Here is a 22,596-nt window from a genome sequence, read left to right as displayed (position 1 = left end):
TTGGCGCTGGATTGAACCGTGATGGCCGAGTTGTCAGGACCCACGACGCCCGTGCCGGGCTCGATCGACCGGTCCGAGCGACCGGGCCGGGTCGGGCTGCTGCTCGTCCTGGCCGGCCTCCTCGTCGGCGCCGCGATCGGCCTGTCCTTCGTGGCGAACGAGCAGGCGCAATCGCTCATCGTCTGGCTCCTGGCGCTGCTGGCCATGGCCGGCGTGTTCTTCCTGTTCGCCCTGGCGATCGGGGCGATCCAGCTCGCGGGGCAGGGCGCGCGCGACGACATCACCAAGGCCGTCGTCGACGGCTCGCCCGACGCCGCCCTGGTGGTGGAGGAGGGCGGGCGCCTGATCTACGCCAACGAGGCCTATCTGCAGGTGGCCGGCGGCGACAGCTTCTCGAACCTGCGCTCGGTGGAGCGGGTCTTCGTCGGCTCGCCCGAGGTCTCGGAGGCGATCTACCGGCTCTCGCAGGCCTCCCGCGACGGGCGCAGCCATGCCGAGGAGATCCGGATGTCGCCGCCGCCGCAAGGTGGCATTCAAGGCGGCGTCCAAGGCGGCGTCCAGGGGAATGCGCAAGGGAGCGCCCAGGGTGGCGGCTCCGGCGGCACGGCCCCCGGGCGCGATTTCGCGTGGTACCGCATCCACGTGCGCCCGCTGCCGCGCCCCGGCCGCTCGGCCAGCCTCTGGACGGTCTCCGACATCACCGCCGAGCGCGAGCGCCAGGAGAACGTGTTCCAGGAGCTCCAGCACGCGATCGACTATCTCGACCACGCGCCCGCGGGCTTCCTCTCGATCGATCCGCAGGGGGCGATCGTCTACATGAACGCGACGCTGGCGGCCTGGCTCGGCTACGACCTCGCCACCGTCGGCTCGGGCGGCCCGCATCTCGACGCCATCGCGCCGGGCGCCGAGGTGCTGACCCGCAGCCACGGCCTGCCCGGCGAGGTCCGCACCGACCGCATCGACCTGGACCTGCGCCGCCGCAACGGCCACCCGCTGCCGGCCCGGCTCTACCACCGCATCGCCTTCGGCAAGGACGGCAAGCCCGGCGCCTCGCGCACCTTCGTGATCAACCGCTCGGCGGGGGCCGAGTTCGACGAGCCGCAGCGCGCCGCCGAGGTGCGCCTCGCCCGCTTCCTCAACACCTCGCCCATCGCCATCGCGACGCTCGACCGGCGCGGGCGCATCGCCCGGGCCAATGCCTCCTTCGCGCGCCTGTTCGGCACCATGCCCCGGCACGCGGTGGAGGACGGGACCGACGCCGCGGAGGAGCCGAACATCGTGGATTCGGTCGCCGACCGCGACGGGCTCGACGCCGCCCTCGCCAAGGCGGCGAGCGGGCTCACCGAGGTGGCGCCGATCGAGATCTCGCTCTCCGGGGCCGGCAGCCGCTCGGCCCGGGTCTGGCTGATCCCGGCGGGCAGCGCCGGCGAGGCCCTCGACGAGGAGCGCGAATCGGTCATCCTCTACGCCCTCGACACCACCGCCCAGCGCCAGCTGGAGCAGCAGGTCGCCCAGGCGCAGAAGATGAACGCGGTCGGCCAGCTCGCCGGCGGCATCGCGCACGACTTCAACAACGTCCTCCAGGCGATCATCGGCTATTCGGACTTGCTGCTGGCGAGCCACAAGCCGACCGATCCGGCCTTCCAGGACATCATGCAGATCAAGCAGAACGCCAACCGGGCCGCCGGGCTCGTGCGGCAGCTGCTGGCCTTCTCGCGCCGCCAGACCCTGCGGCCGGAGGTGATGAATGTCGGCGAGTCGCTCTCCGAGCTGACGCTGCTGCTGAAGCGGCTGCTGGGCGAGCGGGTCGGGCTCGAGCTGAAGCACGGGCGCGACGTCTGGCCGGTCAAGGCCGACGTGAACCAGTTCGAGCAGGTCATCGTGAATCTCGCGGTCAATGCCCGCGACGCCATGCCGGGCGGCGGCAAGCTCCTGATCCGCACCGCCAACATGCCCGATCCCGGCGAGGCCGCGGCGGAGGATGGGCGCGGCGGCGCGCCGGCCGGCGACCACGTGCTGATCGAGGTCTCCGACACGGGCGAGGGCATCCCGCCCGAGATCATGGAGAAGATCTTCGAGCCGTTCTTCACCACGAAGGATATCGGCAAGGGCACCGGCCTCGGCCTCTCGACGGTGTTCGGCATCGTCAAGCAGTCGGGCGGCACCATCGACGTGCAGTCGAAGGTCGGCGAGGGCACCGCCTTCCGCATCTACCTGCCGCGCCACATCCCCGAGCCGGAGGTCGAGGCCGAGGCCGAGCCGGCCCTGCCGCGCGTCGCGGCGGCCGGCCTGCCCGCGAGCCTCCCCGCCGAGCCCGCAGGGCCGGCCAAGGGGCAGTCCACGGCCGTGCCGAAGGCGGCCGGCGCGCCGGAGGCCCCGAAGCCCGCCGCGCGAAAGCCCTCGGCGGACCATACGGGGCAGGGCACCATCCTGCTCGTGGAGGACGAGGACCCGGTCCGCGCCGTCAACAGCCGCGCGCTCTCGGCTCGCGGCTACACGGTGCTGGAGGCCGCCTCCGGCATCGAGGCCCTGCAGATCGTGCGGTCGGGCGAGCACACCATCGATCTCATCGTCTCCGACGTGGTGATGCCGGAGATGGACGGCCCGACCCTGCTGCGCGAGGTGCGCAAGCATCTGCCCGAGCTGAAGGTGATCTTCGTCTCCGGCTATGCCGAGGACGCCTTCCGCAAGAACCTGCCCGAGGGCGAGGCCTTCAACTTCCTGCCCAAGCCCTTCAGCCTGAAGCAGCTCGTGGAGACGGTGAAGAAGACCATGGCGGGGTAGGGGCCCTTTCAGGAGAGCGGATCGCGCATGCATCCCTCCCCCCGCATGCGGGGAGAGGAGATCGTCGCGGGTCCCGCGGACCTCGACGCCCTCCCCCTCACATCCGCGCGGTGATGGTCGCGAGAACCGTGAACGGGGCGCCCGGCAGGTTGTTGAACGGGTTGAAGGGCTGCTCGATGTAGCGCGCGTCCGTGAGGTTGCGCGCGTTGACGGCGAAGCGGAAGCGGTCGAAATCGTAGAAGATCGCAGCGTCGAGACGAGTATAGGCGCCGACCTTGAAGCTGTTGTTGAGGTCGCCGAAGCGGCTGCCGACATAGGTCGCGCCGAAGCCGAGGCCGAGGCCGCGCAGCGCGCCGGTCTGGACCTGGTAGGTCGACCAGAGGCTGCCGCTGAATTCCGGCACGCCGGCGAGGCGGTTGCCCACCGCGAAGGTGGTGTCCTTCGTGACCTTGGCGTCGAGATAGCCGAGGCCGCCGATGATCTTCCAGCCGGGCAGGATCTCGCCCGCGATGTCGACCTCGACGCCGTCCGAGCGCTGCTCGCCGGTGATCAGCGAGAAGCCCGTATTGATGGGATCGCTCACCGAGACGTTCTGGCGGACGATGCGGAAGGCGGCGGCGCTCACGGTCAGCGCCTGGGGGACGAGATCGTAGCGGGCGCCGACCTCGTACTGCACGCCGGTTTCCGGCGGCGGGTTCGTCGCGCCGAGCACGTTGTCCGTCTGCGGCTTGAACGAGTTCGTATAGCTCGCATAGAGCGTCAGCGGCTCGACCGGCCGATAGACGAGGCCGACCCGCGGCGAGAAGCCGAACAGCTCCTGGTCCGGCGGGATGGTGCGCGAGGTGGCGCTGCGGCTGAAGTAGAACTGGCTGCCGAAATCCATGCGGGTGCCGAGCAGGAGCTGGAGCCCGGCACCGAGATCGATCTGGTCCTGCAGGTAGACGCCGTAGAGGTCGGTCCTCTGCCGGATGTCGTTCAGGAACTGGAAGGCGCCGAAGGTCCCGCTGGCGACCGGGTTGAGGAAGCTGGTGGACGAGAAGGTCGACTGCTCGGAATAGGCGCGCCGGAAGCCGTGGGTGTACTCGAACCCGGCCAGGAACGTGTTCCGGAAGCCCAGGAGGTCGAACTTGGCGACCACCTCGCTCTGGGTGTCGACGGCGGAGAAGGTGTTGTCGACCGCCGAGCCCCGGCGCGTCACCAGCGTCCCCGCCGCGTTGAGGCCGGTCGAGCGCACCGCGAACACGTCGAACCCGCCGGATTGCACGTTGACGATCTGGCGCAGCGTCACTTCCGGGCTGAGATCGTGCTCGGCCCGCAGGGTCACGAAATTCGATTCGGCCGAGTAGCGGGAATTGGTGGTGCCGTAGAAGCGCCGGATGTCGTCGAGCGGCACCCGGCCGTTCCGGGCGATCAGGCCCTCGTCGTACTGCGAATCCTGCCGGGTCAGCTCGGCCAGGAGCTCGACGCGGGTATCGGGGGAGGGGGTCCAGCTGAAGGCCGGCGCCACGAAGTTGCGGGTGTTCGAGCGGTCGCCGTAATTGCGGAAGGTCGGATCGTCCTGGGAGGCGAAGCTGACCCGGCCGGCCAGGCCCTCGACGCCCGGCAGCGTCCCCGAGACCGTGCCCTGGAGCCGCGCGAAGCCGTAGCTGCCGCCCTGGGCCGTGAGCTCGCCCGAGGGCTGGAGCGTCGGCCGGCGCGTCACGATGTTGACGAGGCCGCCGGGATCGCCGCGCCCGTAGAGCACCGAGGCCGGGCCCTTCAGCACCTCGAGGCGCTCCACGTCGGCGAGGTCGCGCTGGGTGACGTTGAAATTGTTGGCCTGGTTCAGGAGCACGCCGTCGATGGCGTAGGTCTGCGTCCGGAACCCCCGGATCACGAACGTATCCGAGCGGCCCTGGATGGTGCCGCCGGGCTGGACGTTGCTCACATTGGTGATCGCGTCGGCGAGCCGGATGTCCTGCCGGTCCTCCAGCACCTCGCGCGGCACCACCTGCACGGTTTGCGGCGTGTCGCGCAGGGCCGTGTCGGTGCGGGTGGCGGTGGCCGAGCGCGAGGCGCGGTAGCCGACCTCCGGGCCGGTGGCGCGCTCGCCGCTGCCCGACACGGAAAGCTCCGAGAGCACGGCCTCCGCCGCGGGGCCGGCGGTCTGCGCGGCCGCGCCGGCGGCGCAGAGCGGCGCGAGGCCGCCCAGGAGGGCCGCCCGGGCCCGGCAGGACCGCCCGCGCCGCGTCGCAACCCCGTCTCGTCCCGCCATCGTCCTCGTGCTCCGCGTTTTCCCCGGATCCCGCCGGCTCCGTCGTGGACCGGTTGGGGGTGAAATGCGCGCAGGGCAACGGCATTCGATGGAATACAACGCTGATTTCCAGCGTTTACAGGGCAGCGTATCAGGAATTCAACACGATAGATTTCGAATAATTACAAGCTCGTATCTTGGATCCGACGATGAATTACAATTTCTGAGCGAAAAATAACACTGATACCGCGTCCGGTTGATCGGACCGGACGCGGTCTCGGCCAAGCCCGCGCGGCGCCTGAGCGAAGGCGACATCCGCCATCCCGAAGGGATCACCCGGAGGTCGTATGACACGTGCATCGTCCAAGGCGGGGAGGGCCGCCGGCAAGAGGGCAGGGGACCGATTGCCCTCCTGCGAGGCCGGCCCGAAACGAAAAAGGCGGCCCTCAGGGCCGCCTTCCGAGAATACCGGAGGTCCGAAGCCTCAGGCCGCCTCGGCGACCTGGCTCGGACCGGAATCCTTGCCGCGGGCCTCGACGTCGCGGTCGACGAACTCGATCACCGCCATCGGGGCGTTGTCGCCGTAGCGGAAGCCCGCCTTCATGATGCGGCAATAGCCGCCCGGACGGCCCTTGTAGCGCGGGCCGAGCACGGCGAAGAGCTTCTTGACCATGTCGGCGTCGCGCAGCTGCGCCATCGCCAGGCGGCGGGCATGCACGCTGTCCTCGCGGCCGAGGGTGATCAGCTTCTCGACGACCGGACGCAGGTCCTTCGCCTTCGGCAGGGTGGTGATGATCTGCTCGTGCTTGATCAGCGCGGCGGACATGTTGGCGAACATCGCCTTGCGGTGCTCGGCGGTGCGGTTGAAGCGGCGACCGCGGTAACCGTGACGCATTTCTCTGGCCCTTCCTGTGCTGTCGGCCGCCGTGCCACGGGTCGGCCGGTGCCTCGTGCGAGGCGTCTTCGTTCAAATCCGCTTGACCCCGCGGCGGGATCCTTGAGAGGGGCGCCCCGGCTTCGCTGGGGCGCCGCGTCGTGCTGAGGTCCCCGGCTCGGCCGGGGACGGGGCGCCTCAGTAATGCTCCTCGAAGCGCTTGGCGAGATCCTCGATGTTCTCCGGCGGCCAGCCGGGAACGTCCATGCCGAGGTGCAGGCCCATGCCGGCGAGCACTTCCTTGATCTCGTTGAGCGACTTGCGGCCGAAGTTCGGGGTCCGCAGCATCTCGCCCTCGGACTTCTGGATGAGGTCGCCGATATAGACGATGTTGTCGTTCTTCAGGCAGTTCGCCGAACGGACCGACAGCTCCAGCTCGTCCACCTTCTTGAGCAGAGCCGGGTTGAAGGGCAGCTGCGGCGCGAGCGGGGCGGCCTCCTCCTTGCGCGGATCCTCGAAGTTCACGAAGACCTGCAGCTGGTCCTGGATGATGCGCGCGGCATAGGCCAGGGCATCCTCCGGCGAGACCGCGCCGTTGGTCTCGATGGTCATGGTCAGCTTGTCCTTGTCGAGATCCTGGCCCTCGCGGGTGGTCTCGACGCGGTAGCTGACCTTGGTCACGGGCGAGTAGAGCGCGTCGACCGGGATCAGGCCGATCGGCGCGTCCTCGGGCCGGTTGCGCTCGGCCGGGACATAGCCCTTGCCGGTGGCGACCGTGAACTCCATACGGATCTCGGCGCCGTCGTCCAGCGTGCAGATCACGAGGTCGGGGTTCAGGATCTGCACGTCGCCGACCACGGCGATGTCGCCGGCGGTGACGAGGCCCGGGCCCGTCTTGCGCAGGGTCATGCGCTTCGGGGTGTCCGACTGCGAGCGGATGGCGATCGTCTTGATGTTCAGGACGATGTCCGTGACGTCCTCGCGCACGCCCGGGATCGAGGAGAACTCGTGCAGCACGCCGTCGATCTGCACCGAGGTCACGGCCGCGCCCTGAAGCGAGGAGAGCAGCACGCGGCGCAGCGCGTTGCCCAGCGTCGTGCCGAAGCCGCGCTCCAGCGGCTCGGCGACCACGGTCGCGACGCGCTTCGGGTCGTCGCCGGTGGTGACCTGCAGCTTGTTCGGCTTGATCAGCTCTTGCCAGTTCTTCTGAATGACCACGGTCCTACCTCTCGCCTGTCGCGCGGGGACGCGAACCCCGTCCCGCGCTTCGGCCGGCGCGGCGCCCTGCCCCGGAGCGCCGACCGGTCCCTGAATGAATCCGGGATCCTCAGATCCCTTGCCCCGTTCCTTGCCCCGCGACCCAGAGCACCGGGACGAAGCTGTAGCCCTGTCCGTCCCGCGCCACGGTGCCGAGCGCCGGGAATTCCAGGTGGTTGCCCGCGATGAGGCAGCCCTCGGAGGCCGCCTCGTCGAGGACGCGCTTGCGCGTCTCCCGGGCCTGATCGCCGTCCACGTCGAAGGCGACGCCGGCCTCGGGCCGCTTGAACTGGATCGCCGGCAGATGCACCGCGTCCGTGAAGCTCAGGAGCGACGCGGAGCCGGACACGATCCGGAAACCGCAATGGCCCGGCGTATGGCCGGGCATGTGCAGCGCGCTGATGCCGGGGACGAGTTCGCCCCCCTCGTGCTCGCGCACGCGGCCCGCATAGGGGGCCAGCGCCTTGCGGGCGCCCTCGAAATACGGCTTCGCCCCCTCCGGCGCCCGTGCGAGCGCCTCGTCCGGGAGCCAGTGCCGCGCCTCCGCGGCGTGCACCACGATCTCGGCATTCGGGTAGGCCGCCCGGCCCTCCCCGGTGACGAGGCCGCCGACATGGTCCGGATGCAGGTGGCTGACCAGGACGGTCTCGACCTCCTCCGGCTTCACGCCGGTGAGCGCGAGCGCCGCCGGGACCCGGCCCAGCGTCTCCGGCCCGAAATGCCCGTAGCCCGTATCGATCAGCACCGGCTTGCGGCCGGCGCCGGTGATCAGGAAGGCGTTCAGCGTGATGACCGGCTGCTCGGGACGGAAGCCCGCCACCTGGAGCCGCCCGGCCTCCGCCTTGTCGAGGCCCGTGACGAGATCGAGCGAGCCCTGGAACCAGCCGTCGTTGAGCGCGGTGACCGTGAGGTCGCCGACATTCCAACGCAGGACGCCGGGAAGGGGGGCCGATCCATTCGCCACGGGCTTCTCCGTCTTCGAGAGGTCTGTCCGACCCGCAGGATCAGACGCGGCGGCGCTTGCGCGGCCGGCAGCCGTTGTGCGGGATCGCGGTGACGTCGCGGATCGAGGTCACGGTGAAGCCCGCGGCCTGGAGCGCGCGCAGCGCCGATTCGCGGCCCGAGCCGGGGCCGGAAACCTCGACCTCGAGGGTGCGCATGCCGTGCTCGGCGGCCTTGCGGGCGGCGTCCTCGGCGGCGACCTGCGCGGCGTAGGGGGTCGACTTCCGCGAGCCCTTGAAGCCCATGGCGCCGGACGACGACCAGGAGATCGTGTTGCCCTGCGCGTCGGTGATGGTCACCATCGTGTTGTTGAACGACGCGTTCACATGCGCGACGCCGGAGACGATGTTCTTGCGTTCGCGGCGGCGGACGCGGGTCGGTTCCTTGGCCATGTTCTGCTCGTCAGTCCTTCAGGCACGCCCGTAATTCCAGGCGCTCGGGATTCTTCTGGGATTCGGCGGCGCGGTCTCGGAGGGCCGTGCCGCCACGCTGGGTCCCGATAGCGGGACACCCGGCGCGACGGAAAGGAGGCCGAGCGAAGCGCGGCCTCCCAATCACAGGAAATTACTTCTTCTTGCCGGCGATCGGCTTCGCCTTGCCCTTGCGGGTGCGGGCGTTGGTGTGGGTGCGCTGGCCGCGGACCGGGAGCTGCTTGCGGTGGCGCAGGCCACGGTAGCAGGCGAGGTCCATCAGGCGCTTGATGTTCATCGAGACTTCGCGGCGCAGGTCGCCCTCGACGATGTAGTCGCGGTCGATCGCCTCGCGGATCTGGAGCACCTCGGCGTCGGTGAGCTGGTTCACGCGGCGCTCGGCCGGGATGCCGACCTTCTCCGTGATCTCCTCGGCCTTCTTGGGCCCGATGCCGTGGATGTACTGCAGCGCGATGACGACGCGCTTGCCGGTGGGGATGTTGACGCCTGCGATACGGGCCAAGATAACGCTCCATATGGTGCCGGGCGAAGCCCGGTCGGGGGTGACGCGCGTCCGGTGGAGGCCGGCCCTTGCGCGCTCGTCAACGACGACGCGGCCCGCGGCCGCCCTCGGGAGGGCACCTCGGACCACGTTCCGGATGGACGAAGACCGGCCTGCTAGCGCGGGCCGGCCGGGATGTCAACCGCAAGTCGAGCCGTTTTCGGGCTCAGGCGCCGGCCGTCTCGGCGTGGCGCTCCAGGATGCCCATCAGGCTCCCGGTGACCGTGTCGATCTGCTGCATGCCGTCGACCGTCTCGAGCTTGCCGGCCTTGGCGTAGTATTCGGAGAGCGGCGCGGTCTGGGCGCGGTAGGCCTCGAGGCGCGAGCGGAACACCTCGGGGGTGTCGTCCTTGCGCACCGGCAGGCCCTTGGCGGCGGTCTCGGCGGCGCGGTTGGCGATGCGGCCGACGAGCGCGTCCTCGTCCACCTTCAGCTCGACCACGGTGGAGAGGGCGATGCCCTTCTCGGCGAGCATGGCGTCGAGCGCCTTGGCCTGCTCCACGGTGCGCGGGAAGCCGTCGAGGATGAAGCCGCGCTTGGCGTCCGGCTCCTCGATGCGGTCGGCGACGATGCCGACGACGATGGCGTCGGAGACGAGGCCGCCCGCTTCCATCACCGCCTTGGCCTCCAGGCCGACCGGGGTGCCGGCGGCCACCGCCGCGCGCAGCATGTCGCCGGTCGAGAGCTGCGGGATGCCGAAGCGTGCCACGATCCGCTCGGACTGCGTGCCCTTCCCCGCGCCGGGCGGTCCGAGCAGAATGATGCGCATGGGCGTTGTCCTCGTCCTTGTCCGCTCGCGTGCGGCTTCCGGGGCGATCGCGACGCCTCCCCGGCATCGCCTGGATGGTGTGCTCTTTTATCCGGTTCGGTCGCGCTGGGGAGCCGGACCAAGGGGGGAGGCGTCACGCTTCCCCCTGTTTTGTCGCCTCGCCCTCAGCGCCGCCGCGGGGTGGCGGAGGCGCCGCGCAGCTTCGCCCGCTTCACCAGGCCCTCGTACTGGTGGGCCATGAGGTGGCCGTGGATCTGCGCCACCGTGTCCATGGTCACCGAGACGATGATGAGGAGCGAGGTGCCGCCGAAGGCGAGGCTCTGCGAGGAGAGCGCCATCGCCAGGACCTCGGGCGCGAGGCAGACGAAGGTCAGGTAGAGCGCGCCGATCACCGTGATCCGGGTCAGCACCTTGTCGATGAAGGCCGCGGTGCGCTCGCCCGGGCGGATGCCGGGGATGAAGCCGCCATGCTTCTTCAGGTTGTCGGCCGTCTCCTGCGGGTTGAAGACCACCGCCGTGTAGAAGAACGTGAAGAAGATGATCAGCGCGGCGTAGAGGGCCATGTAGACCGGCTGGCCGTGGCCGAGCAGCGTGGTCAGCGTGCCGAGGAAGCCGCTGGAGCCCTGGCTCGCCGAGAAGCTCGCCACCGTCGCCGGCAGCAGCAGGAGCGAGGAGGCGAAGATCGGCGGGATCACGCCCGAGGGGTTGAGCTTCAGTGGCAGGAACGAGGTCTGGCCCTCGTACATGCGGTTGCCGACCTGGCGCTTCGGGGAGTTGATCAGCACCCCGCGCTGGGCCCGCTCCATGAACACGATGAAGTAGATCAGCGCCACGGCGCCGACGGCGGTGCCGAGGAGGGTCGCGGGCGACATCGCGCCGGTGCGGCTGAGCTCCAGCGCGCCCGCGATCGCCACCGGCAGGTGGGCGACGATGCCCGCGAAGATGATGAGCGAGGAGCCGTTGCCGATGCCGCGCGAGGTGATCTGCTCGCCGATCCACATCAGGAAGAGCGTGCCGCCGGTGAGGGTGATCACCGTCGAGGCCAGGAAGAACGGGCCCGGGTCGATCGCCGCCGACGAGCTCTGCAGGCCGATCGCGATGCCCCAGGACTGGACCAGGGCCAGCACCACCGTGAGGTAGCGGGTGTACTGGTTGATGACCTTGCGGCCCGATTCGCCCTCCTTCTTCAGCGCCTCCAGGCTCGGGATCACCGAGGTGAGGAGCTGGATGATGATCGAGGCCGAGATGTAGGGCATGATGTTGAGCGCGAAGATCGCCATGCGCTCGACCGCGCCGCCCGAGAACATGTTGAACAGGCCGAGCACGCCGCCCGCCTGCTGCTGGAAATTCCGCGCGAACTGCTCCGGGTCGATGCCCGGAATCGGCACGTAGGTGCCCAGCCGGAACACCACGAGGGCGCCGAGCGTGAACCAGATGCGCTTCTTCAGCTCATCGGCCTTGGCGATGGCGCCGAAATTGAGGTTGGCGGCAAGCTGCTCGGCGGCTGAGGCCATGACGGTCTATCCTGGGACCTGTCGCCGGACGGGTCGCGTCCGGGTGAAACGGAAACGGCGGCCGGTGCGAGGTCGCACGGGCCGCCGCTCGGTTGCTCCGACTTAAGGGCTTCGCGACCGGCGCGCAACGGATCGCGCGCCGGGCCGGAAGGCTCAGGCGGTGGCGGACGCCGTGCCGCGGTGGGCGACGCCCGCCGCATAGACGACGTTGACCGTGCCGCCGGCCTTCTCGACCGCCTCGACGGCCGACTTGGACGCGCGGGTGACCTCGAAGGTGAGCTTCGCGGTCAGCTCGCCGACGCCGAGCAGCTTCACGCCGTCGCGGGGACGGGAGAGGATGCCGGCGGCGACCAACGCCTCGACGGTGACCGGCGCCGAGGCGTCGAGCTTGCCCGCATCCACCGCCTGCTGCACCCGGCCGAGATTCACCTCGTTCAGGTCGGCGGCGTGGATGTTGTTGAAGCCGCGCTTCGGCAGGCGACGATGCAGCGGCATCTGGCCGCCCTCGAAGCCCTTGATGGACACGCCGGTGCGGGCCTTCTGGCCCTTCACGCCGCGTCCCGCGGTCTTGCCCTTGCCGGAGCCGATGCCCCGGCCGACGCGCATCCGGTTCTTGGTCGCGCCGTCGTTGTCGCGGATTTCGTTGAGCTTCATGGTGCCCTCCTCAAGCCGCGTCGATGACGCGCACGAGGTGCTGCACCTTGCGGATCATGCCGCGCACGGAGGGGGTGTCCTCCAGCTCGGCGACCCGGTGCAGCTTGTTCAGCTTGAGGCCGACCAGCGTCGCGCGCTGGGAGGCCTCGCGGCGGATCGGCGAGCCGATCTGCTCGACGCGGATGGTCTTGGTCGTCATGCCATCCTCCCCTTACGCCACAGCCGCTTCGGACTGATCGTTCGGATCGGCATCGCGGCGGCGCGCCTGGAGCGCGGACACCTTGAGGCCACGGCGCGCCGCGACGGAGCGCGGGCTGTCCTCGTTCTTGAGCGCCTCGAAGGTGGCGCGCACGAGGTTGTAGGGGTTGGACGAGCCGAGCGACTTCGCCACCACGTCCTGCATGCCGAGCGTCTCGAAGACGGCGCGCATCGGGCCGCCCGCGATGATGCCGGTACCGGCCGGGGCCGCGCGCAGGATCACCTTGCCGGCGCCGTGACGGCCGTTGACGTCGTGGTGCAGGGTCCGGCCCTCGCGGAGCGAGACGCGGATCAGGCCACGCTTGGCGGCTTCCGTCGCCTTGCGGATGGCTTCAGGCACCTCACGCGCCTTGCCGTGACCGAAACCGACCCGGCCCTTCTGGTCGCCGACGACGACGAGGGCCGCGAAGCCGAAGCGACGGCCGCCCTTCACCACCTTGGCGACGCGGTTGATGTGGACGAGCTTGTCCACGAACTCGCTGTCGCGCTCCTCGCGCTCATCGCGGCGGCCGCGGCCCCCGCCTTCACGTTCACGTGCCATTCTTCTACCTGTTCATCGCACTGGCGCGGGCGGCGGGCCCGCTCGCTCGGATGGTTCTTCGAGGAGCGAGCGGGCCGCTCCCCTCCGCCGAATCTCTTCATCGGGTGTTCCATCGAGGATGGAACGTCCGCCGCACGAAGCCAAGGTGACGCGGGCTGCGTGGCCTTGCCTGCGGCGGCGCGCAGTCGCGCTTGCAGGTCCCCGGACCTGTGTCCGGAGACCTGGGAAGCGCAGCTGCCTCAGAACTCCAGGCCGCCCTCGCGGGCGGCATCCGCCAGGGCCTTGACGCGGCCGTGGTAGATGTAGCCCGAGCGGTCGAAGATCACCTTGGTGACGCCCGCCGCCTTGGCGCGCTCGGCGACGAGCTTGCCCACGGCGGAGGCGGCGGCCACGTCGGCGCCGGTCTTCAGGTCGCTCTTGAGCGACTTGTCGAGCGACGAGGCGGCGGCGAGGGTCTTGCCCTGCGCGTCGTCGATGACCTGGACGTAGATCTGCTTCGACGAACGGAACACCGACAGGCGCGGACGCCCGTTGGCGGCGGTCCGCAGCGCCCGGCGGACGCGGATCTTGCGCCTCCGGAGGGCTTCAAGCTTGTTCGACATGTCAGCCCTCCTTACTTCTTCTTGCCTTCCTTGCGGAAGATGAACTCACCGGCGTACCTCACGCCCTTGCCCTTGTAGGGCTCGGGGCCGCGATAGTCGCGGATCTCGGCGGCCACCTGGCCGACGCGCTGCCGGTCGATGCCCGACACCACGATCTCCGTCGGCTTGGGCGTCACGATGGTGATGCCGGCCGGGATCTCGTACTCGATGTCGTGGCTGTAGCCGAGCGACAGCTTGAGAGCCTTGCCGGCCATCGCGGCGCGATAGCCGACGCCGGTGATCTCCAGCTTCTTCTCGAAGCCCTTCGAGACGCCCTCGACGATGTTCGCCACCTGGGCGCGCGAGGTGCCCCACAGGGAGCGGGCTGCCTTGGACTGGTTCTTGGGCTGCACGGAGACCGCGCCGTCCTTGAACTCCACGTCCACCAGGGCCGGCACGACGAACTGCAGCTCGCCCTTCGAACCCTTCATCTTCACGGTCTGACCATCGACCGTCGCCGTCACGCCGGACGGGATGGTGACGGGCTTCTTGCCTACGCGAGACATCTGCCTTGCTCCTCTCGTCCGATCAGAACACCTGGCAGAGCACTTCACCGCCGACGTTGCGCTCGCGCGCAACGTGGTCGGCCATGACGCCCTGCGGGGTGGACACGATGGTGACGCCGAGGCCGTCGGCCACGCGCGGCAGCTCGCCGACCGAGGAATAGACCCGGCGGCCGGGCTTCGACACGCGCTGGATCGAGCGGATGACGGGCTTGCCGTCGTAGTACTTCAGCTCGATCGCGAACTCGGTGCGGCCGTTGCCGAGGTCCTGCACCGCGTAGTCGCGGATGTAGCCCTCGGACTTCAGGACGTCGAGAACCGAGGCGCGCAGGCGCGAGCCGGGGGTCTGGACGACGTTGCGACGGCGCTGCTGGCCGTTGCGGATGCGGGTGAGCATATCGCCCACGGGATCGTTGACCATGGGGATGCCTCCTTACCAGCTCGACTTCACGAGGCCGGGGATCAGGCCCCGGTTGCCGAGCTCGCGCAGCGCCACGCGCGAGATGCCCATCTTGCGATAGACGGCGCGGGGACGGCCGGTGATCTCGCAACGGTTGCGGATCCGGGTGGCCGACGAGTTGCGCGGCAGTTCCGCGAGCTTGAGGCGCGCCTCGAAGCGCTCCTCCATCTCGAGGCCCTCGTTGTTGGCGACGGCAAGGAGGGCCTTGCGCTTCTCGGCGAAGCGCGCGACCAAAGCCTTGCGGCGGTTGTTCTTCTCGACTGAGCTCTTCTTAGCCATGTCTGTTCTCTCCAGTGTCCGCGTCTGAGGCCCTAGGGCCTCACTGCCGGAACGGGAACTTGAAGGCGGCGAGGAGGGCCTTGGCTTCCTCATCGGTCTTGGCGGAGGTCGCCACGACGATGTCCATGCCCCACATCTGCTCCGCCTTGTCGTAGGAGATCTCCGGGAACACGAGGTGCTCCTTGAGACCCAGGGCGTAGTTGCCGCGCCCGTCGAAGGAGCGCGGGTTCAGGCCGCGGAAATCGCGGACGCGCGGCAGCGCGATCGTGATCAGCCGGTCCATGAACTCGTACATGCGCTGCTTGCGCAGCGTCACCTTGCAGCCGATCGGCATGCCCTCGCGGACCTTGAAGGTCGCGATCGCCTTGCGGGCGCGGGTGATGACCGGCTTCTGGCCGGCGATCAGGGCGAGGTCGCCGGCGGCGACGGTCGCCTTCTTGGAATCGGCGGTGGACTCGCCGACGCCCATGTTGATGACGATCTTCTCGATGACCGGCACCTGCATGGGGTTCTTGTAGCCGAACTGCTCGATGAGCTTCTGGCGGACCACCTCGTCGTAGTGCTTGCGCAGACGGGGGGTGTAAGCGTTCTTGTCGGCCTCAGCCATCGATCTGATCCCCCGTGCTCTTGGCGAACCGGACCTTGCGGCCGTCCTCGAGAATGCGGAAACCCACGCGGGTCGGCTTGCCGTTGGCATCGGCGACCGCGATGTTGGAGAGCTGGATGGCGGCCTCCTTGGAGATGATCCCGCCTTCCTGCGACTGCGTCTGCTTCTGATGCTTCTTCACCAGGTTGATGCCGCGGACGAGCGCGCGGTTCTCCTTCGGCAGCATCTGGATGACCTCGCCGGAGCGACCCTTGTCGCGGCCGGTGAGGACGACGACCGTGTCGCCCTTCTTGATCTTGGCGGCCATCACAGCACCTCCGGAGCCAGCGAGATGATCTTCATGTGATTGCGCGCGCGCAGCTCGCGCGGCACGGGCCCGAAGATGCGGGTGCCGATCGGCTCCTTCTGATTGTTGATCAGCACGGCGGCGTTCTTGTCGAAGCGGATCACCGAGCCGTCGGCGCGCTTCACGTCCTTGGCGGTGCGCACGACGACCGCCTTCATGACGTCGCCCTTCTTCACGCGGCCGCGCGGGATCGCCTCCTTGACGGAGACGACGATCACGTCGCCGACGCCCGCATACTTGCGCTTCGACCCGCCGAGCACCTTGATGCACATCACGCGGCGTGCACCCGAATTGTCGGCGACGTCCAGATTCGTCTGCATCTGGATCACGGGAGTGACCTTTCCTTGTTTCAGACGGGTTTCCGCACGCGGGCGGAATTGCCCGGCGGACGACGCCTGATGGGGATCTGATGTCCCCGGCTCATATGAGAGACCGCGCAATCGGCGTGAGGACGCCGGCGCGGTCACCGCGTACGAAGGGCGCGAACGCCCCTTGGACTGTCGCGAAGGCCGGTCCGATACACCGGAAGCACCCGGCGCGCAAGGCCTGAATCGTCCGAAGCCCGGCGACCTCCCGTCCCGGCAGCCGGGCCGGAACCCGTCGGAAGGCCCGGCCCGGGCGAAGCGCTCAGTACTTCCGCTTCTCCGGCATCTGCCGGTATTCGAGCCAGACCGTCCGGGCCTCGGCCTGCATCATCTGGCTGACCGGCACGGCCCGCTCGGCGTAGGGCCGCTTCATGTCCTGGCTGATGTTCTGGTCGTCGAACAGATCGGCATAGTCCGTCCAGGCCGCGGCATAGTAGATCCTGCCGATGCGGGCCCAGTAGGCCGTCGCGTAGCACATCGGGCACGGCTCGCAGCTCGTGAACAGCGTCGCCCCCGACAGGTTCGGGGCGCCGACCTTCCTGCAGGCGATCCGGATCGCATTCACCTCGGCATGGGCGGAGGGATCGCTGTCGCGCAGCACGCTGTTGCCCGAGGCCGCGAGAACCTCGCCGTCGCGGACGATCACCGCCCCGAAGGGGCCGCCGGTCTTCTCGACGACGCCGGCCTTGCGCATGAGCTCGATCGCCTGGGCCATGGCGCGCCGATCCGCCTCGGTCGCGCTCGCCGCCTCGGCCGCGGCCGGGCCGGGCGCCGCGATGCCGGCCCCGGCCAGGGCCGCCCCGGCCGCCAGGAAGTGCCTGCGGTCTACGGCCCGCGCCGAGAACAGAGCGTCGAGGGACGACGCGATGCGCGACTCATCCTTGGCCATGGCCGAATCTCCCCAGAATGGTGCCCCGGCCCTTGCGCGCGGGGCACGGGTCTCGCCTGCCTCGCAGGGGAGACCTACGCGCAGTCTGGCGAGCGAATGCTTGAAATCGGATTATCGCGCACGTCGAAAAGCAATAGATCCCCGCAACGATGGATCCCGGGCACGAAAAAGGGGCGGATGCCGGCAGCATCCGCCCCTGATCGTTGAACGCACCGTGCGGCCGGCTCAGGCCGCGGCGTCCGCCGTCTCGCCCGCGTTGTCCTCGACCAGCTTCCAGGTCTTGGTCTTCGAGTAGGGGCGGCACTCCTCGATGAACACCGTCTGCCCGACCTTGGCGGCATTCGCCTCGTCGTGGGCATGGTAGTTCTTCGAGCGGCGAACGGTCTTCTTCATCACCGGGTGGGTGAAGCGGCGCTCGACCTTCACGACGATGGTCTTCTCGCCCTTGTCGCTGACGACGACGCCCTGCAATACGCGCTTCGGCATAGGTCTCTCCTCAGCCCTTCGCCGCGGTGAGCGTCTTCTGACGCTGCAGCGTGCGCACGCGGGCGATGTCGCGGCGCACCTCGCGGATGCGGGCGACGTTCTCGAGCTGGCCCGTGGCCCCCTGGAAGCGCAGGTTGAACTGCTCCTTCTTGAGGTTCAGGAGCTCGTCGTTGAGCTGATCCGCCGACAGGGCTTGCAGATCAGACAGTCGGTTGGACGACTTCATGGATCCCTCCCTTAGTCGGCGATGCGGGTGACGATGCGGGTGCGCACCGACAGCTTGGCGGCCCCGAGGCGGAGCGCCTCGCGGGCGATGTCCTCGGCGACGCCGTCGACCTCGAACATGATGCGGCCGGGATGGACGCGGGCGGCCCAGTATTCCGGCGCGCCCTTGCCCGAGCCCATGCGGACCTCGGTCGGCTTCGAGGTGACCGGCAGGTCCGGGAACACCCGGATCCAGACGCGGCCCTGACGCTTCATCTCGCGGGTGATCGCGCGGCGGGCCGCCTCGATCTGCCGGGCGGTGACCCGCTCCGGCTCCATGGCCTTCAGGCCGAACTGGCCGAAGTTCAGGTCGAAGCCGCCCTTGGCCGCACCGTGGATGCGGCCCTTGAACTGCTTGCGGAACTTCGTCTTCTTGGGTTGCAGCATGGCAGCCTCTCTATCTGCTCAGGCGGCTCAGGCGTGGGCCGGCTCGCGGCGGCCGCGGTCGCCGCGATCACCCCGATCGCCGCGGCCTTCGCCGTCACGCTCGCGACGGCCGCCGGAACGGCCACCCTCTTCCTGAGCCTTCTTGTCCTGAGCCATCGGGTCGTGTTCGAGGATCTCGCCCTTGAACACCCAGACCTTGATGCCGCAGGTCCCGTAGGTGGTGAACGCCGTGGCGGTGCCGTAGTCCACGTCCGCCCGCAGGGTGTGCAGCGGGACGCGGCCCTCGCGGTACCACTCGGTGCGCGCGATCTCGGCGCCGCCGAGGCGGCCCGAGCAGGTGATGCGGATGCCCTCGGCACCCAGGCGCATCGCCGACTGCACGGCGCGCTTCATGGCGCGACGGAAGGCGACGCGGCGCTCGAGCTGCTGGGCGATCGAGTCGGCCACCAGGGTGGCGTCGATCTCGGGCTTGCGCACCTCGACGATGTTGATCGTCACGTCGGCCTTGGTCATCGTGCCGACGAGCTTGCGCAGCTTCTCGATGTCCGCGCCCTTCTTGCCGATCACCACGCCCGGGCGGCCCGAGTGGATGGTGACGCGGCACTTCCGGTGCGGGCGCTCGATGACGATCTTGGAGACCGCCGCCTGCTTGAGCTGCTTGGTCAGGGCGGCGCGGATCGCGACGTCCTCGTGCATGAGCTTGGCGTACTCGCCCTTCTGGGCGAACCAGCGGGAGTCCCAGGTCCGGTTGATGCCGAGCCGGAGACCGATCGGGTTGACTTTCTGACCCATCAGATCCTCCTCAGGCCGCTTCGGCCCGGACTTCCCGAACCACGATGGTGAGGTTCGAGAAGGGCTTCAGGATGCGCGCGCCGCGGCCGCGGGCACGGGCGTGGAAGCGCTTCAGCACCAGCGCCTTGCCCACGAAGGCCTGGGAGACGACGAGGTCGTCCACGTCCAGGTCGTGGTTGTTCTCGGCGTTGGCGATCGCGCTCTCGAGGCACTTCTTGACGTCGACGGCGATGCGCTTGCGGGAGAACTGGAGATCGGCGAGCGCCGTCTCGACCTTCTTGCCGCGGATCAGCTGCGCCACGAGGTTGAGCTTCTGGGGCGACACGCGGAGCATCCGCGCGACGGCCTTCGCCTCGTTCTCGGGGAGCGCGCGGGGGGTGGCCTGCTTGCCCATCTCAGCGCCTCTTCGCCTTCTTGTCGGCCGCGTGGCCGGGGAAGGTGCGGGTCGGCGAGAACTCACCGAACTTGTGGCCGACCATCTCCTCGGTGACGTAGACCGGGATGTGCTTCTGCCCGTTGTGCACACCGAAGGTGAGCCCGACGAACTGCGGAAGGATCGTGGAGCGGCGGCTCCAGATCTTGATGACCTCGTTGCGGCTCGAGCCCCGAGCCGCCTCGGCCTTCTTGAAGAGGTAGCCGTCGACGAACGGCCCCTTCCAGAGTGAACGTGCCATGGCGGTTACTTCTTGCGGTTATGGCGGCTGGACAGGATGAAGACGTCGGTCCGCTTGTTGGAGCGGGTCTTCTTCCCCTTGGTCGGCACGCCCCAGGGCGTCACCGGGTTACGGCCGCCCGAGGTACGTCCCTCGCCGCCGCCGTGCGGGTGGTCGACAGGGTTCATCGCCACGCCGCGGTTGTGCGGGCGCTTGCCGAGCCACCGGTTGCGCCCGGCCTTGCCGAGCGAGATGTTCATGTGGTCCGGGTTCGAGACCGCGCCGACGCTCGCGAAGCACTGGCCGTGGACCAGGCGCTGCTCGCCCGAGTTCAGGCGGAGCGTCACGTAGCCCTGGTCGCGCCCGACGATCTGAGCGTAGTTGCCGGCCGACCGCGCGATGGCGCCGCCCTTGCCGATCTTCAGCTCGACGTTGTGCACGATCGTGCCCACCGGCATGTTGCCGATCGGGCCGGCATTGCCCGGCTTGATGTCGACGCTCTCGCCGGCCACGACCTTGTCGCCCGCCTGGAGGCGCTGCGGAGCCAGGATGTAGCTCTGCTTGCCGTCCGGATAGGTGATCAGCGCGATGAAGGCCGTGCGGTTCGGATCGTACTCGATCCGCTCGACGGTCGCCGTCACGTTGAGCTGGTCGCGCCGCTTGAAATCGACGTTGCGCAAGGAGCGCTTGTGGCCGCCGCCGCGGAAGCGGACGGTCACGCGGCCGAGATTGTTGCGGCCGCCCGTGGAGCTCTTGCCCTCGGTCAGCGCCTTCACCGGCTTGCCCTTGTAGAGCTCACGGCGGTCGACCAGCACGAGCTGGCGCAGGCTCGGCGTGACCGGTTTGAATGTCTTCAAGGCCATCGGCTTGGATCCCTAACCCGTCCTCAGAGCCCGGTCGTGACGTCGATCGTGTCGCCCTCGGCGAGGGTGACGATCGCCTTCTTCACGTCCGAACGCTGCCCGCGAAGCCCGCGGAAGATCTTCTTCTTGCCCTTGGTCACCAGCGTGTTCACCGCAGTGACCTTGACGTCGAACAGCTTCTCGACCGCTTCCTTGATCTGCGGCTTGGTGGCCTTCGGGGCGACCCGGAAGACGACCTTGTTCTGCTCGGTGAGGTTCGTCGCCTTCTCCGTGATCACGGGGGAGACGATGACATCGTAGTGGCGCGGATCGAGACTCATTTGAAGCGCTCCTCCAGCGCGTCGACCGCAGCCTTCGTGAGCACGAGGGTGTCGCGGCGCAGGATGTCGTAGACGTTGATGCCCTGCACGGGCAGCACGTCGATCTTCGGGATCGCGCGGGCGGCGCGACCGAAGTTCACGTCCACCTCGGACCCGCCGATGATCAGCGCGTTCGAGAGGCCGAGCTTGCCGAAGCGCTCGATGAGGCCCTTGGTCTTGTGGTCGTCGATCTTGATGTCGTCGACGACGATCAGGGTCGCGGCCTTGGCCTTCGAGGAGAGGGCGTGGCGCAGCGCCAGGGCCCGGACCTTCTTGGGCAGGTCGTGGGCATGGTCGCGCACCACCGGGCCGAAGGCCCGGCCGCCGCCGCGGAACTGCGGCGCGGAGGCAGCGCCGTGACGGGCGTTGCCGGTGCCCTTCTGCTTGTAGGCCTTCTTGCGGGTCCGGTTCACGTCCGAGCGGTTCTGCACGGCGTGGGTGCCGGCGCGGCGCTTGGCGAGCTGGTAGCGGACCATGCGCTGCAGCAGGTCGGCGCGGGGCTCCAGGCCGAAGATCTCCTCGTTGAGGTCGATCGAGCCGGCGCCGGCACCGTCGAGCGTGGTGATATCGAGCTTCATCACGCGGTCTCCTCGGTGGAGGCGGCTTCGGGAGCCGGAGCGGCGCCGTTCTCACGGAACTTGCCCGGCAGCGGGAGGTCGGCGGGCGCCTTGCGCTTCACCGAATCGCGGATCTGGATCCAGCCGCCGGCGACGCCCGGGACCGCGCCCTCGACCAGGATCAGGCCGCGCTCGGGGTCCGTGCGCACGACGCGCAGGTTCTGGGTGGTGACCCGCTCGACGCCGAGATGACCCGGCATCTTCTTGTTCTTGAAGGTCTTGCCCGGGTCCTGGCGGCCACCGGTCGAACCGATCGAGCGGTGCGAGACCGACACGCCGTGCGAGGCGCGCAGGCCGCCGAAGTTCCAGCGCTTCATGCCGCCGGCGAAGCCCTTACCCGTGGTGGTGCCCGTGACGTCCACGAACTGGCCCGGGATGAAGTGGTCGGCCGTGATCTCGGCGCCGACCGGGATCAGCGCGTCCTCGGACACGCGGAACTCGGCGAGCTTCTTCTTCGGCTCGACCTTGGCGACCGCGAAGCGACCGCGCTCGGCCTTGGACACGTTCTTGACCTTGGCCTTGCCGACGCCGACCTGCAGCGCGACGTAGCCGTCCTTCTCGGTGGTGCGATGCGCGACCACCTGGCATTGATCGATCTTGAGCACGGTCACGGGGACGTGCTCGCCCGCTTCCGTGAAGACGCGGGTCATGCCGACCTTCTGTGCGATGACACCTGAGCGCATAGGTTTCTCCCTCGCGCGATGAACCGGTAAGCTCTAAGCCCGCGAGGGGCTCAGAGCTTGATCTCCACGTCGACGCCGGCGGCGAGGTCGAGCTTCATCAGCGCGTCCACGGTCTGGGGCGTCGGATCGACGATATCGAGGACGCGCTTGTGGGTGCGCATCTCGAACTGCTCGCGCGACTTCTTGTCGATGTGCGGGGACCGGTTCACGGTGAAGCGCTCGATATGGGTCGGCAGAGGGATGGGCCCACGGATCTGAGCACCCGTGCGCTTGGCGGTGGAGACGATCTCGCGGGTCGAAGCATCGAGAATGCGATGATCGAACGCTTTGAGGCGGATACGGATGTTCTGACCGTTCATGACCTGAAAACCTTCAGCGGGAAGTGGAGAGGGGCGGGCGCGGGGGCCCGCCCCTTCTCCGATCCCTCAAAGGACTGACCCGTGGCTCAGTCGTTGATGGCGGCGACGACGCCGGCGCCGACGGTGCGTCCGCCCTCGCGGATGGCGAAGCGCAGCTTCTCCTCCATGGCCACCGGCACGATCAG

32 protein-coding genes are annotated in these 22,596 nt (G+C 68.9%); 1 reads left to right on the top strand and 31 read right to left on the bottom strand.

The window, feature by feature from the left end; genetic code table 11:
* The first annotated feature begins 21 nt into the window (after positions 1 to 21).
* Positions 22 to 2,784, top strand: a complete 2,763-nt coding sequence (gene cckA, locus MTDSW087_RS18680; RefSeq protein WP_144766409.1) for a cell cycle histidine kinase CckA — start codon at positions 22 to 24, stop codon at positions 2,782 to 2,784.
* A 97-nt stretch (positions 2,785 to 2,881) separates the two neighbouring features.
* Here cckA and MTDSW087_RS18675 read toward each other — a convergent pair whose 3' ends face one another.
* The 31 genes from MTDSW087_RS18675 to MTDSW087_RS18525 all read right to left on the bottom strand — a co-directional run.
* Positions 2,882 to 5,038, bottom strand: a complete 2,157-nt coding sequence (locus tag MTDSW087_RS18675; RefSeq protein ID WP_144766407.1) for a TonB-dependent siderophore receptor — start codon at positions 5,036 to 5,038, stop codon at positions 2,882 to 2,884.
* A 463-nt stretch (positions 5,039 to 5,501) separates the two neighbouring features.
* Positions 5,502 to 5,912 (bottom strand): 50S ribosomal protein L17, encoded by a 411-nt coding sequence (rplQ, locus tag MTDSW087_RS18670; protein ID WP_144766406.1) that lies wholly within the window; start codon positions 5,910 to 5,912, stop codon positions 5,502 to 5,504.
* A gap of 177 nt (positions 5,913 to 6,089) precedes the next feature.
* Positions 6,090 to 7,109: a DNA-directed RNA polymerase subunit alpha gene (locus MTDSW087_RS18665; RefSeq protein WP_142584825.1), complete on the bottom strand. Its 1,020-nt coding sequence runs from the start codon at positions 7,107 to 7,109 to the stop codon at positions 6,090 to 6,092.
* 109 nt (positions 7,110 to 7,218) lie between these two features.
* Positions 7,219 to 8,112 (bottom strand): MBL fold metallo-hydrolase, encoded by an 894-nt coding sequence (locus MTDSW087_RS18660; RefSeq protein ID WP_144766404.1) that lies wholly within the window; start codon positions 8,110 to 8,112, stop codon positions 7,219 to 7,221.
* A 40-nt stretch (positions 8,113 to 8,152) separates the two neighbouring features.
* Positions 8,153 to 8,542: a 30S ribosomal protein S11 gene (gene rpsK / locus MTDSW087_RS18655; RefSeq protein ID WP_142584827.1), complete on the bottom strand. Its 390-nt coding sequence runs from the start codon at positions 8,540 to 8,542 to the stop codon at positions 8,153 to 8,155.
* Between the two features lie 172 nt (positions 8,543 to 8,714).
* Positions 8,715 to 9,083 (bottom strand): 30S ribosomal protein S13, encoded by a 369-nt coding sequence (gene rpsM / locus MTDSW087_RS18650; protein WP_144766402.1) that lies wholly within the window; start codon positions 9,081 to 9,083, stop codon positions 8,715 to 8,717.
* A 205-nt stretch (positions 9,084 to 9,288) separates the two neighbouring features.
* Positions 9,289 to 9,891 carry an adenylate kinase gene (locus tag MTDSW087_RS18645; protein ID WP_144766401.1) on the bottom strand — a complete coding sequence of 201 codons (603 nt, stop codon included), beginning with the start codon at positions 9,889 to 9,891 and terminating at the stop codon, positions 9,289 to 9,291.
* A 164-nt stretch (positions 9,892 to 10,055) separates the two neighbouring features.
* Entirely contained in the window at positions 10,056 to 11,405 is a 1,350-nt protein-coding gene (gene secY, locus MTDSW087_RS18640; protein ID WP_144766399.1) for a preprotein translocase subunit SecY, read from the bottom strand.
* Positions 11,406 to 11,558: 153 nt separating this feature from the next.
* On the bottom strand, positions 11,559 to 12,059 hold the full coding sequence (gene rplO, locus MTDSW087_RS18635) for a 50S ribosomal protein L15 (protein ID WP_144766398.1): 501 nt from the start codon (positions 12,057 to 12,059) through the stop codon (positions 11,559 to 11,561).
* A gap of 10 nt (positions 12,060 to 12,069) precedes the next feature.
* Positions 12,070 to 12,258, bottom strand: coding sequence for a 50S ribosomal protein L30 (rpmD, locus tag MTDSW087_RS18630; protein WP_144766396.1), 189 nt, complete (start codon positions 12,256 to 12,258; stop codon positions 12,070 to 12,072).
* 12 nt (positions 12,259 to 12,270) lie between these two features.
* Positions 12,271 to 12,858, bottom strand: a complete 588-nt coding sequence (gene rpsE, locus MTDSW087_RS18625) for a 30S ribosomal protein S5 (protein WP_144766394.1) — start codon at positions 12,856 to 12,858, stop codon at positions 12,271 to 12,273.
* Positions 12,859 to 13,097: 239 nt separating this feature from the next.
* Complete coding sequence (gene rplR / locus MTDSW087_RS18620; protein WP_144766392.1) at positions 13,098 to 13,460, bottom strand: 50S ribosomal protein L18; 363 nt, start codon at positions 13,458 to 13,460, stop codon at positions 13,098 to 13,100.
* 11 nt (positions 13,461 to 13,471) lie between these two features.
* Positions 13,472 to 14,005, bottom strand: coding sequence for a 50S ribosomal protein L6 (gene rplF, locus MTDSW087_RS18615; protein ID WP_144766391.1), 534 nt, complete (start codon positions 14,003 to 14,005; stop codon positions 13,472 to 13,474).
* 22 nt (positions 14,006 to 14,027) lie between these two features.
* Positions 14,028 to 14,423, bottom strand: a complete 396-nt coding sequence (rpsH, locus tag MTDSW087_RS18610; RefSeq protein ID WP_142584836.1) for a 30S ribosomal protein S8 — start codon at positions 14,421 to 14,423, stop codon at positions 14,028 to 14,030.
* A gap of 12 nt (positions 14,424 to 14,435) precedes the next feature.
* Entirely contained in the window at positions 14,436 to 14,741 is a 306-nt protein-coding gene (gene rpsN, locus MTDSW087_RS18605) for a 30S ribosomal protein S14 (protein WP_142584837.1), read from the bottom strand.
* A gap of 40 nt (positions 14,742 to 14,781) precedes the next feature.
* The gene (gene rplE / locus MTDSW087_RS18600) at positions 14,782 to 15,348 is read right to left on the bottom strand and encodes a 50S ribosomal protein L5 (RefSeq protein WP_066927402.1); all 567 of its coding nucleotides are present in this window, start codon (positions 15,346 to 15,348) and stop codon (positions 14,782 to 14,784) included.
* Positions 15,341 to 15,655: a 50S ribosomal protein L24 gene (gene rplX / locus MTDSW087_RS18595; protein ID WP_144766389.1), complete on the bottom strand. Its 315-nt coding sequence runs from the start codon at positions 15,653 to 15,655 to the stop codon at positions 15,341 to 15,343. The genes rplE and rplX overlap by 8 nt, the downstream gene beginning before the upstream one ends.
* Positions 15,655 to 16,023 (bottom strand): 50S ribosomal protein L14, encoded by a 369-nt coding sequence (gene rplN / locus MTDSW087_RS18590; RefSeq protein ID WP_010686182.1) that lies wholly within the window; start codon positions 16,021 to 16,023, stop codon positions 15,655 to 15,657. The genes rplX and rplN overlap by 1 nt, the downstream gene beginning before the upstream one ends.
* 298 nt (positions 16,024 to 16,321) lie before the next feature.
* On the bottom strand, positions 16,322 to 16,948 hold the full coding sequence (locus MTDSW087_RS18585) for a nucleoside deaminase (RefSeq protein ID WP_144766388.1): 627 nt from the start codon (positions 16,946 to 16,948) through the stop codon (positions 16,322 to 16,324).
* A 225-nt stretch (positions 16,949 to 17,173) separates the two neighbouring features.
* Positions 17,174 to 17,434, bottom strand: coding sequence for a 30S ribosomal protein S17 (rpsQ, locus tag MTDSW087_RS18580; RefSeq protein WP_144766386.1), 261 nt, complete (start codon positions 17,432 to 17,434; stop codon positions 17,174 to 17,176).
* A gap of 10 nt (positions 17,435 to 17,444) precedes the next feature.
* The gene (gene rpmC, locus MTDSW087_RS18575; RefSeq protein ID WP_142584841.1) at positions 17,445 to 17,660 is read right to left on the bottom strand and encodes a 50S ribosomal protein L29; all 216 of its coding nucleotides are present in this window, start codon (positions 17,658 to 17,660) and stop codon (positions 17,445 to 17,447) included.
* Positions 17,661 to 17,671: 11 nt separating this feature from the next.
* The gene (rplP, locus tag MTDSW087_RS18570) at positions 17,672 to 18,085 is read right to left on the bottom strand and encodes a 50S ribosomal protein L16 (RefSeq protein WP_142584842.1); all 414 of its coding nucleotides are present in this window, start codon (positions 18,083 to 18,085) and stop codon (positions 17,672 to 17,674) included.
* Positions 18,086 to 18,112: 27 nt separating this feature from the next.
* Positions 18,113 to 18,877 (bottom strand): 30S ribosomal protein S3, encoded by a 765-nt coding sequence (gene rpsC, locus MTDSW087_RS18565; protein WP_142584843.1) that lies wholly within the window; start codon positions 18,875 to 18,877, stop codon positions 18,113 to 18,115.
* A 10-nt stretch (positions 18,878 to 18,887) separates the two neighbouring features.
* Positions 18,888 to 19,271, bottom strand: coding sequence for a 50S ribosomal protein L22 (gene rplV, locus MTDSW087_RS18560; protein WP_142584844.1), 384 nt, complete (start codon positions 19,269 to 19,271; stop codon positions 18,888 to 18,890).
* 1 nt (position 19,272) lies between these two features.
* The gene (gene rpsS / locus MTDSW087_RS18555; protein ID WP_142584845.1) at positions 19,273 to 19,551 is read right to left on the bottom strand and encodes a 30S ribosomal protein S19; all 279 of its coding nucleotides are present in this window, start codon (positions 19,549 to 19,551) and stop codon (positions 19,273 to 19,275) included.
* Between the two features lie 5 nt (positions 19,552 to 19,556).
* Positions 19,557 to 20,393: a 50S ribosomal protein L2 gene (rplB, locus tag MTDSW087_RS18550; protein ID WP_144766385.1), complete on the bottom strand. Its 837-nt coding sequence runs from the start codon at positions 20,391 to 20,393 to the stop codon at positions 19,557 to 19,559.
* A 23-nt stretch (positions 20,394 to 20,416) separates the two neighbouring features.
* A complete protein-coding gene (locus MTDSW087_RS18545; protein ID WP_144766384.1) occupies positions 20,417 to 20,713 on the bottom strand; it encodes a 50S ribosomal protein L23 in 297 nt (98 codons plus the stop codon).
* On the bottom strand, positions 20,710 to 21,330 hold the full coding sequence (gene rplD, locus MTDSW087_RS18540; protein WP_144766383.1) for a 50S ribosomal protein L4: 621 nt from the start codon (positions 21,328 to 21,330) through the stop codon (positions 20,710 to 20,712). The genes MTDSW087_RS18545 and rplD overlap by 4 nt, the downstream gene beginning before the upstream one ends.
* The gene (gene rplC / locus MTDSW087_RS18535) at positions 21,330 to 22,052 is read right to left on the bottom strand and encodes a 50S ribosomal protein L3 (protein WP_144766382.1); all 723 of its coding nucleotides are present in this window, start codon (positions 22,050 to 22,052) and stop codon (positions 21,330 to 21,332) included. Before rplC ends, rplD begins: the two co-directional genes overlap by 1 nt.
* Before the next feature lie 50 nt (positions 22,053 to 22,102).
* Positions 22,103 to 22,411, bottom strand: a complete 309-nt coding sequence (rpsJ, locus tag MTDSW087_RS18530) for a 30S ribosomal protein S10 (protein ID WP_066927377.1) — start codon at positions 22,409 to 22,411, stop codon at positions 22,103 to 22,105.
* An 86-nt stretch (positions 22,412 to 22,497) separates the two neighbouring features.
* The coding region (locus MTDSW087_RS18525; RefSeq protein WP_452305326.1) for an EF-Tu C-terminal domain-related protein at positions 22,498 to 22,596 on the bottom strand (99 nt) is incomplete at its 5' end.

The sequence above is a fragment of the Methylobacterium dankookense genome, assembly GCF_902141855.1.
GTDB classification, from domain to species: Bacteria; Pseudomonadota; Alphaproteobacteria; order Rhizobiales; family Beijerinckiaceae; genus Methylobacterium; species Methylobacterium dankookense.
Note: the sequence above shows the minus strand (reverse complement) of the source record. Positions and strands in the feature narration are given on the sequence as shown.

What these genes read in the sequence shown, in the direction of transcription:
- cckA (WP_144766409.1), top strand. Translation starts at nt 22, where the DNA reads ATGGCCGAGTTGTCAGGACCCACGACGCCCGTGCCGGGCTCGATCGAC.
- MTDSW087_RS18675 (WP_144766407.1), bottom strand. Translation starts at nt 5,038, where the DNA reads ATGGCGGGACGAGACGGGGTTGCGACGCGGCGCGGGCGGTCCTGCCGG.
- rplQ (WP_144766406.1), bottom strand. Translation starts at nt 5,912, where the DNA reads ATGCGTCACGGTTACCGCGGTCGCCGCTTCAACCGCACCGCCGAGCAC.
- rpsK (WP_142584827.1), bottom strand. Translation starts at nt 8,542, where the DNA reads ATGGCCAAGGAACCGACCCGCGTCCGCCGCCGCGAACGCAAGAACATC.
- MTDSW087_RS18645 (WP_144766401.1), bottom strand. Translation starts at nt 9,891, where the DNA reads ATGCGCATCATTCTGCTCGGACCGCCCGGCGCGGGGAAGGGCACGCAG.
- secY (WP_144766399.1), bottom strand. Translation starts at nt 11,405, where the DNA reads ATGGCCTCAGCCGCCGAGCAGCTTGCCGCCAACCTCAATTTCGGCGCC.
- rplO (WP_144766398.1), bottom strand. Translation starts at nt 12,059, where the DNA reads ATGAAGCTCAACGAAATCCGCGACAACGACGGCGCGACCAAGAACCGG.
- rpmD (WP_144766396.1), bottom strand. Translation starts at nt 12,258, where the DNA reads ATGACGACCAAGACCATCCGCGTCGAGCAGATCGGCTCGCCGATCCGC.
- rpsE (WP_144766394.1), bottom strand. Translation starts at nt 12,858, where the DNA reads ATGGCACGTGAACGTGAAGGCGGGGGCCGCGGCCGCCGCGATGAGCGC.
- rplR (WP_144766392.1), bottom strand. Translation starts at nt 13,460, where the DNA reads ATGTCGAACAAGCTTGAAGCCCTCCGGAGGCGCAAGATCCGCGTCCGC.
- rplF (WP_144766391.1), bottom strand. Translation starts at nt 14,005, where the DNA reads ATGTCTCGCGTAGGCAAGAAGCCCGTCACCATCCCGTCCGGCGTGACG.
- rpsH (WP_142584836.1), bottom strand. Translation starts at nt 14,423, where the DNA reads ATGGTCAACGATCCCGTGGGCGATATGCTCACCCGCATCCGCAACGGC.
- rpsN (WP_142584837.1), bottom strand. Translation starts at nt 14,741, where the DNA reads ATGGCTAAGAAGAGCTCAGTCGAGAAGAACAACCGCCGCAAGGCTTTG.
- rplE (WP_066927402.1), bottom strand. Translation starts at nt 15,348, where the DNA reads ATGGCTGAGGCCGACAAGAACGCTTACACCCCCCGTCTGCGCAAGCAC.
- rplX (WP_144766389.1), bottom strand. Translation starts at nt 15,655, where the DNA reads ATGGCCGCCAAGATCAAGAAGGGCGACACGGTCGTCGTCCTCACCGGC.
- MTDSW087_RS18585 (WP_144766388.1), bottom strand. Translation starts at nt 16,948, where the DNA reads ATGGCCAAGGATGAGTCGCGCATCGCGTCGTCCCTCGACGCTCTGTTC.
- rpsQ (WP_144766386.1), bottom strand. Translation starts at nt 17,434, where the DNA reads ATGCCGAAGCGCGTATTGCAGGGCGTCGTCGTCAGCGACAAGGGCGAG.
- rpmC (WP_142584841.1), bottom strand. Translation starts at nt 17,660, where the DNA reads ATGAAGTCGTCCAACCGACTGTCTGATCTGCAAGCCCTGTCGGCGGAT.
- rplP (WP_142584842.1), bottom strand. Translation starts at nt 18,085, where the DNA reads ATGCTGCAACCCAAGAAGACGAAGTTCCGCAAGCAGTTCAAGGGCCGC.
- rpsC (WP_142584843.1), bottom strand. Translation starts at nt 18,877, where the DNA reads ATGGGTCAGAAAGTCAACCCGATCGGTCTCCGGCTCGGCATCAACCGG.
- rplV (WP_142584844.1), bottom strand. Translation starts at nt 19,271, where the DNA reads ATGGGCAAGCAGGCCACCCCCCGCGCGCTCCCCGAGAACGAGGCGAAG.
- rpsS (WP_142584845.1), bottom strand. Translation starts at nt 19,551, where the DNA reads ATGGCACGTTCACTCTGGAAGGGGCCGTTCGTCGACGGCTACCTCTTC.
- rplB (WP_144766385.1), bottom strand. Translation starts at nt 20,393, where the DNA reads ATGGCCTTGAAGACATTCAAACCGGTCACGCCGAGCCTGCGCCAGCTC.
- MTDSW087_RS18545 (WP_144766384.1), bottom strand. Translation starts at nt 20,713, where the DNA reads ATGAGTCTCGATCCGCGCCACTACGATGTCATCGTCTCCCCCGTGATC.
- rplD (WP_144766383.1), bottom strand. Translation starts at nt 21,330, where the DNA reads ATGAAGCTCGATATCACCACGCTCGACGGTGCCGGCGCCGGCTCGATC.
- rplC (WP_144766382.1), bottom strand. Translation starts at nt 22,052, where the DNA reads ATGCGCTCAGGTGTCATCGCACAGAAGGTCGGCATGACCCGCGTCTTC.
- rpsJ (WP_066927377.1), bottom strand. Translation starts at nt 22,411, where the DNA reads ATGAACGGTCAGAACATCCGTATCCGCCTCAAAGCGTTCGATCATCGC.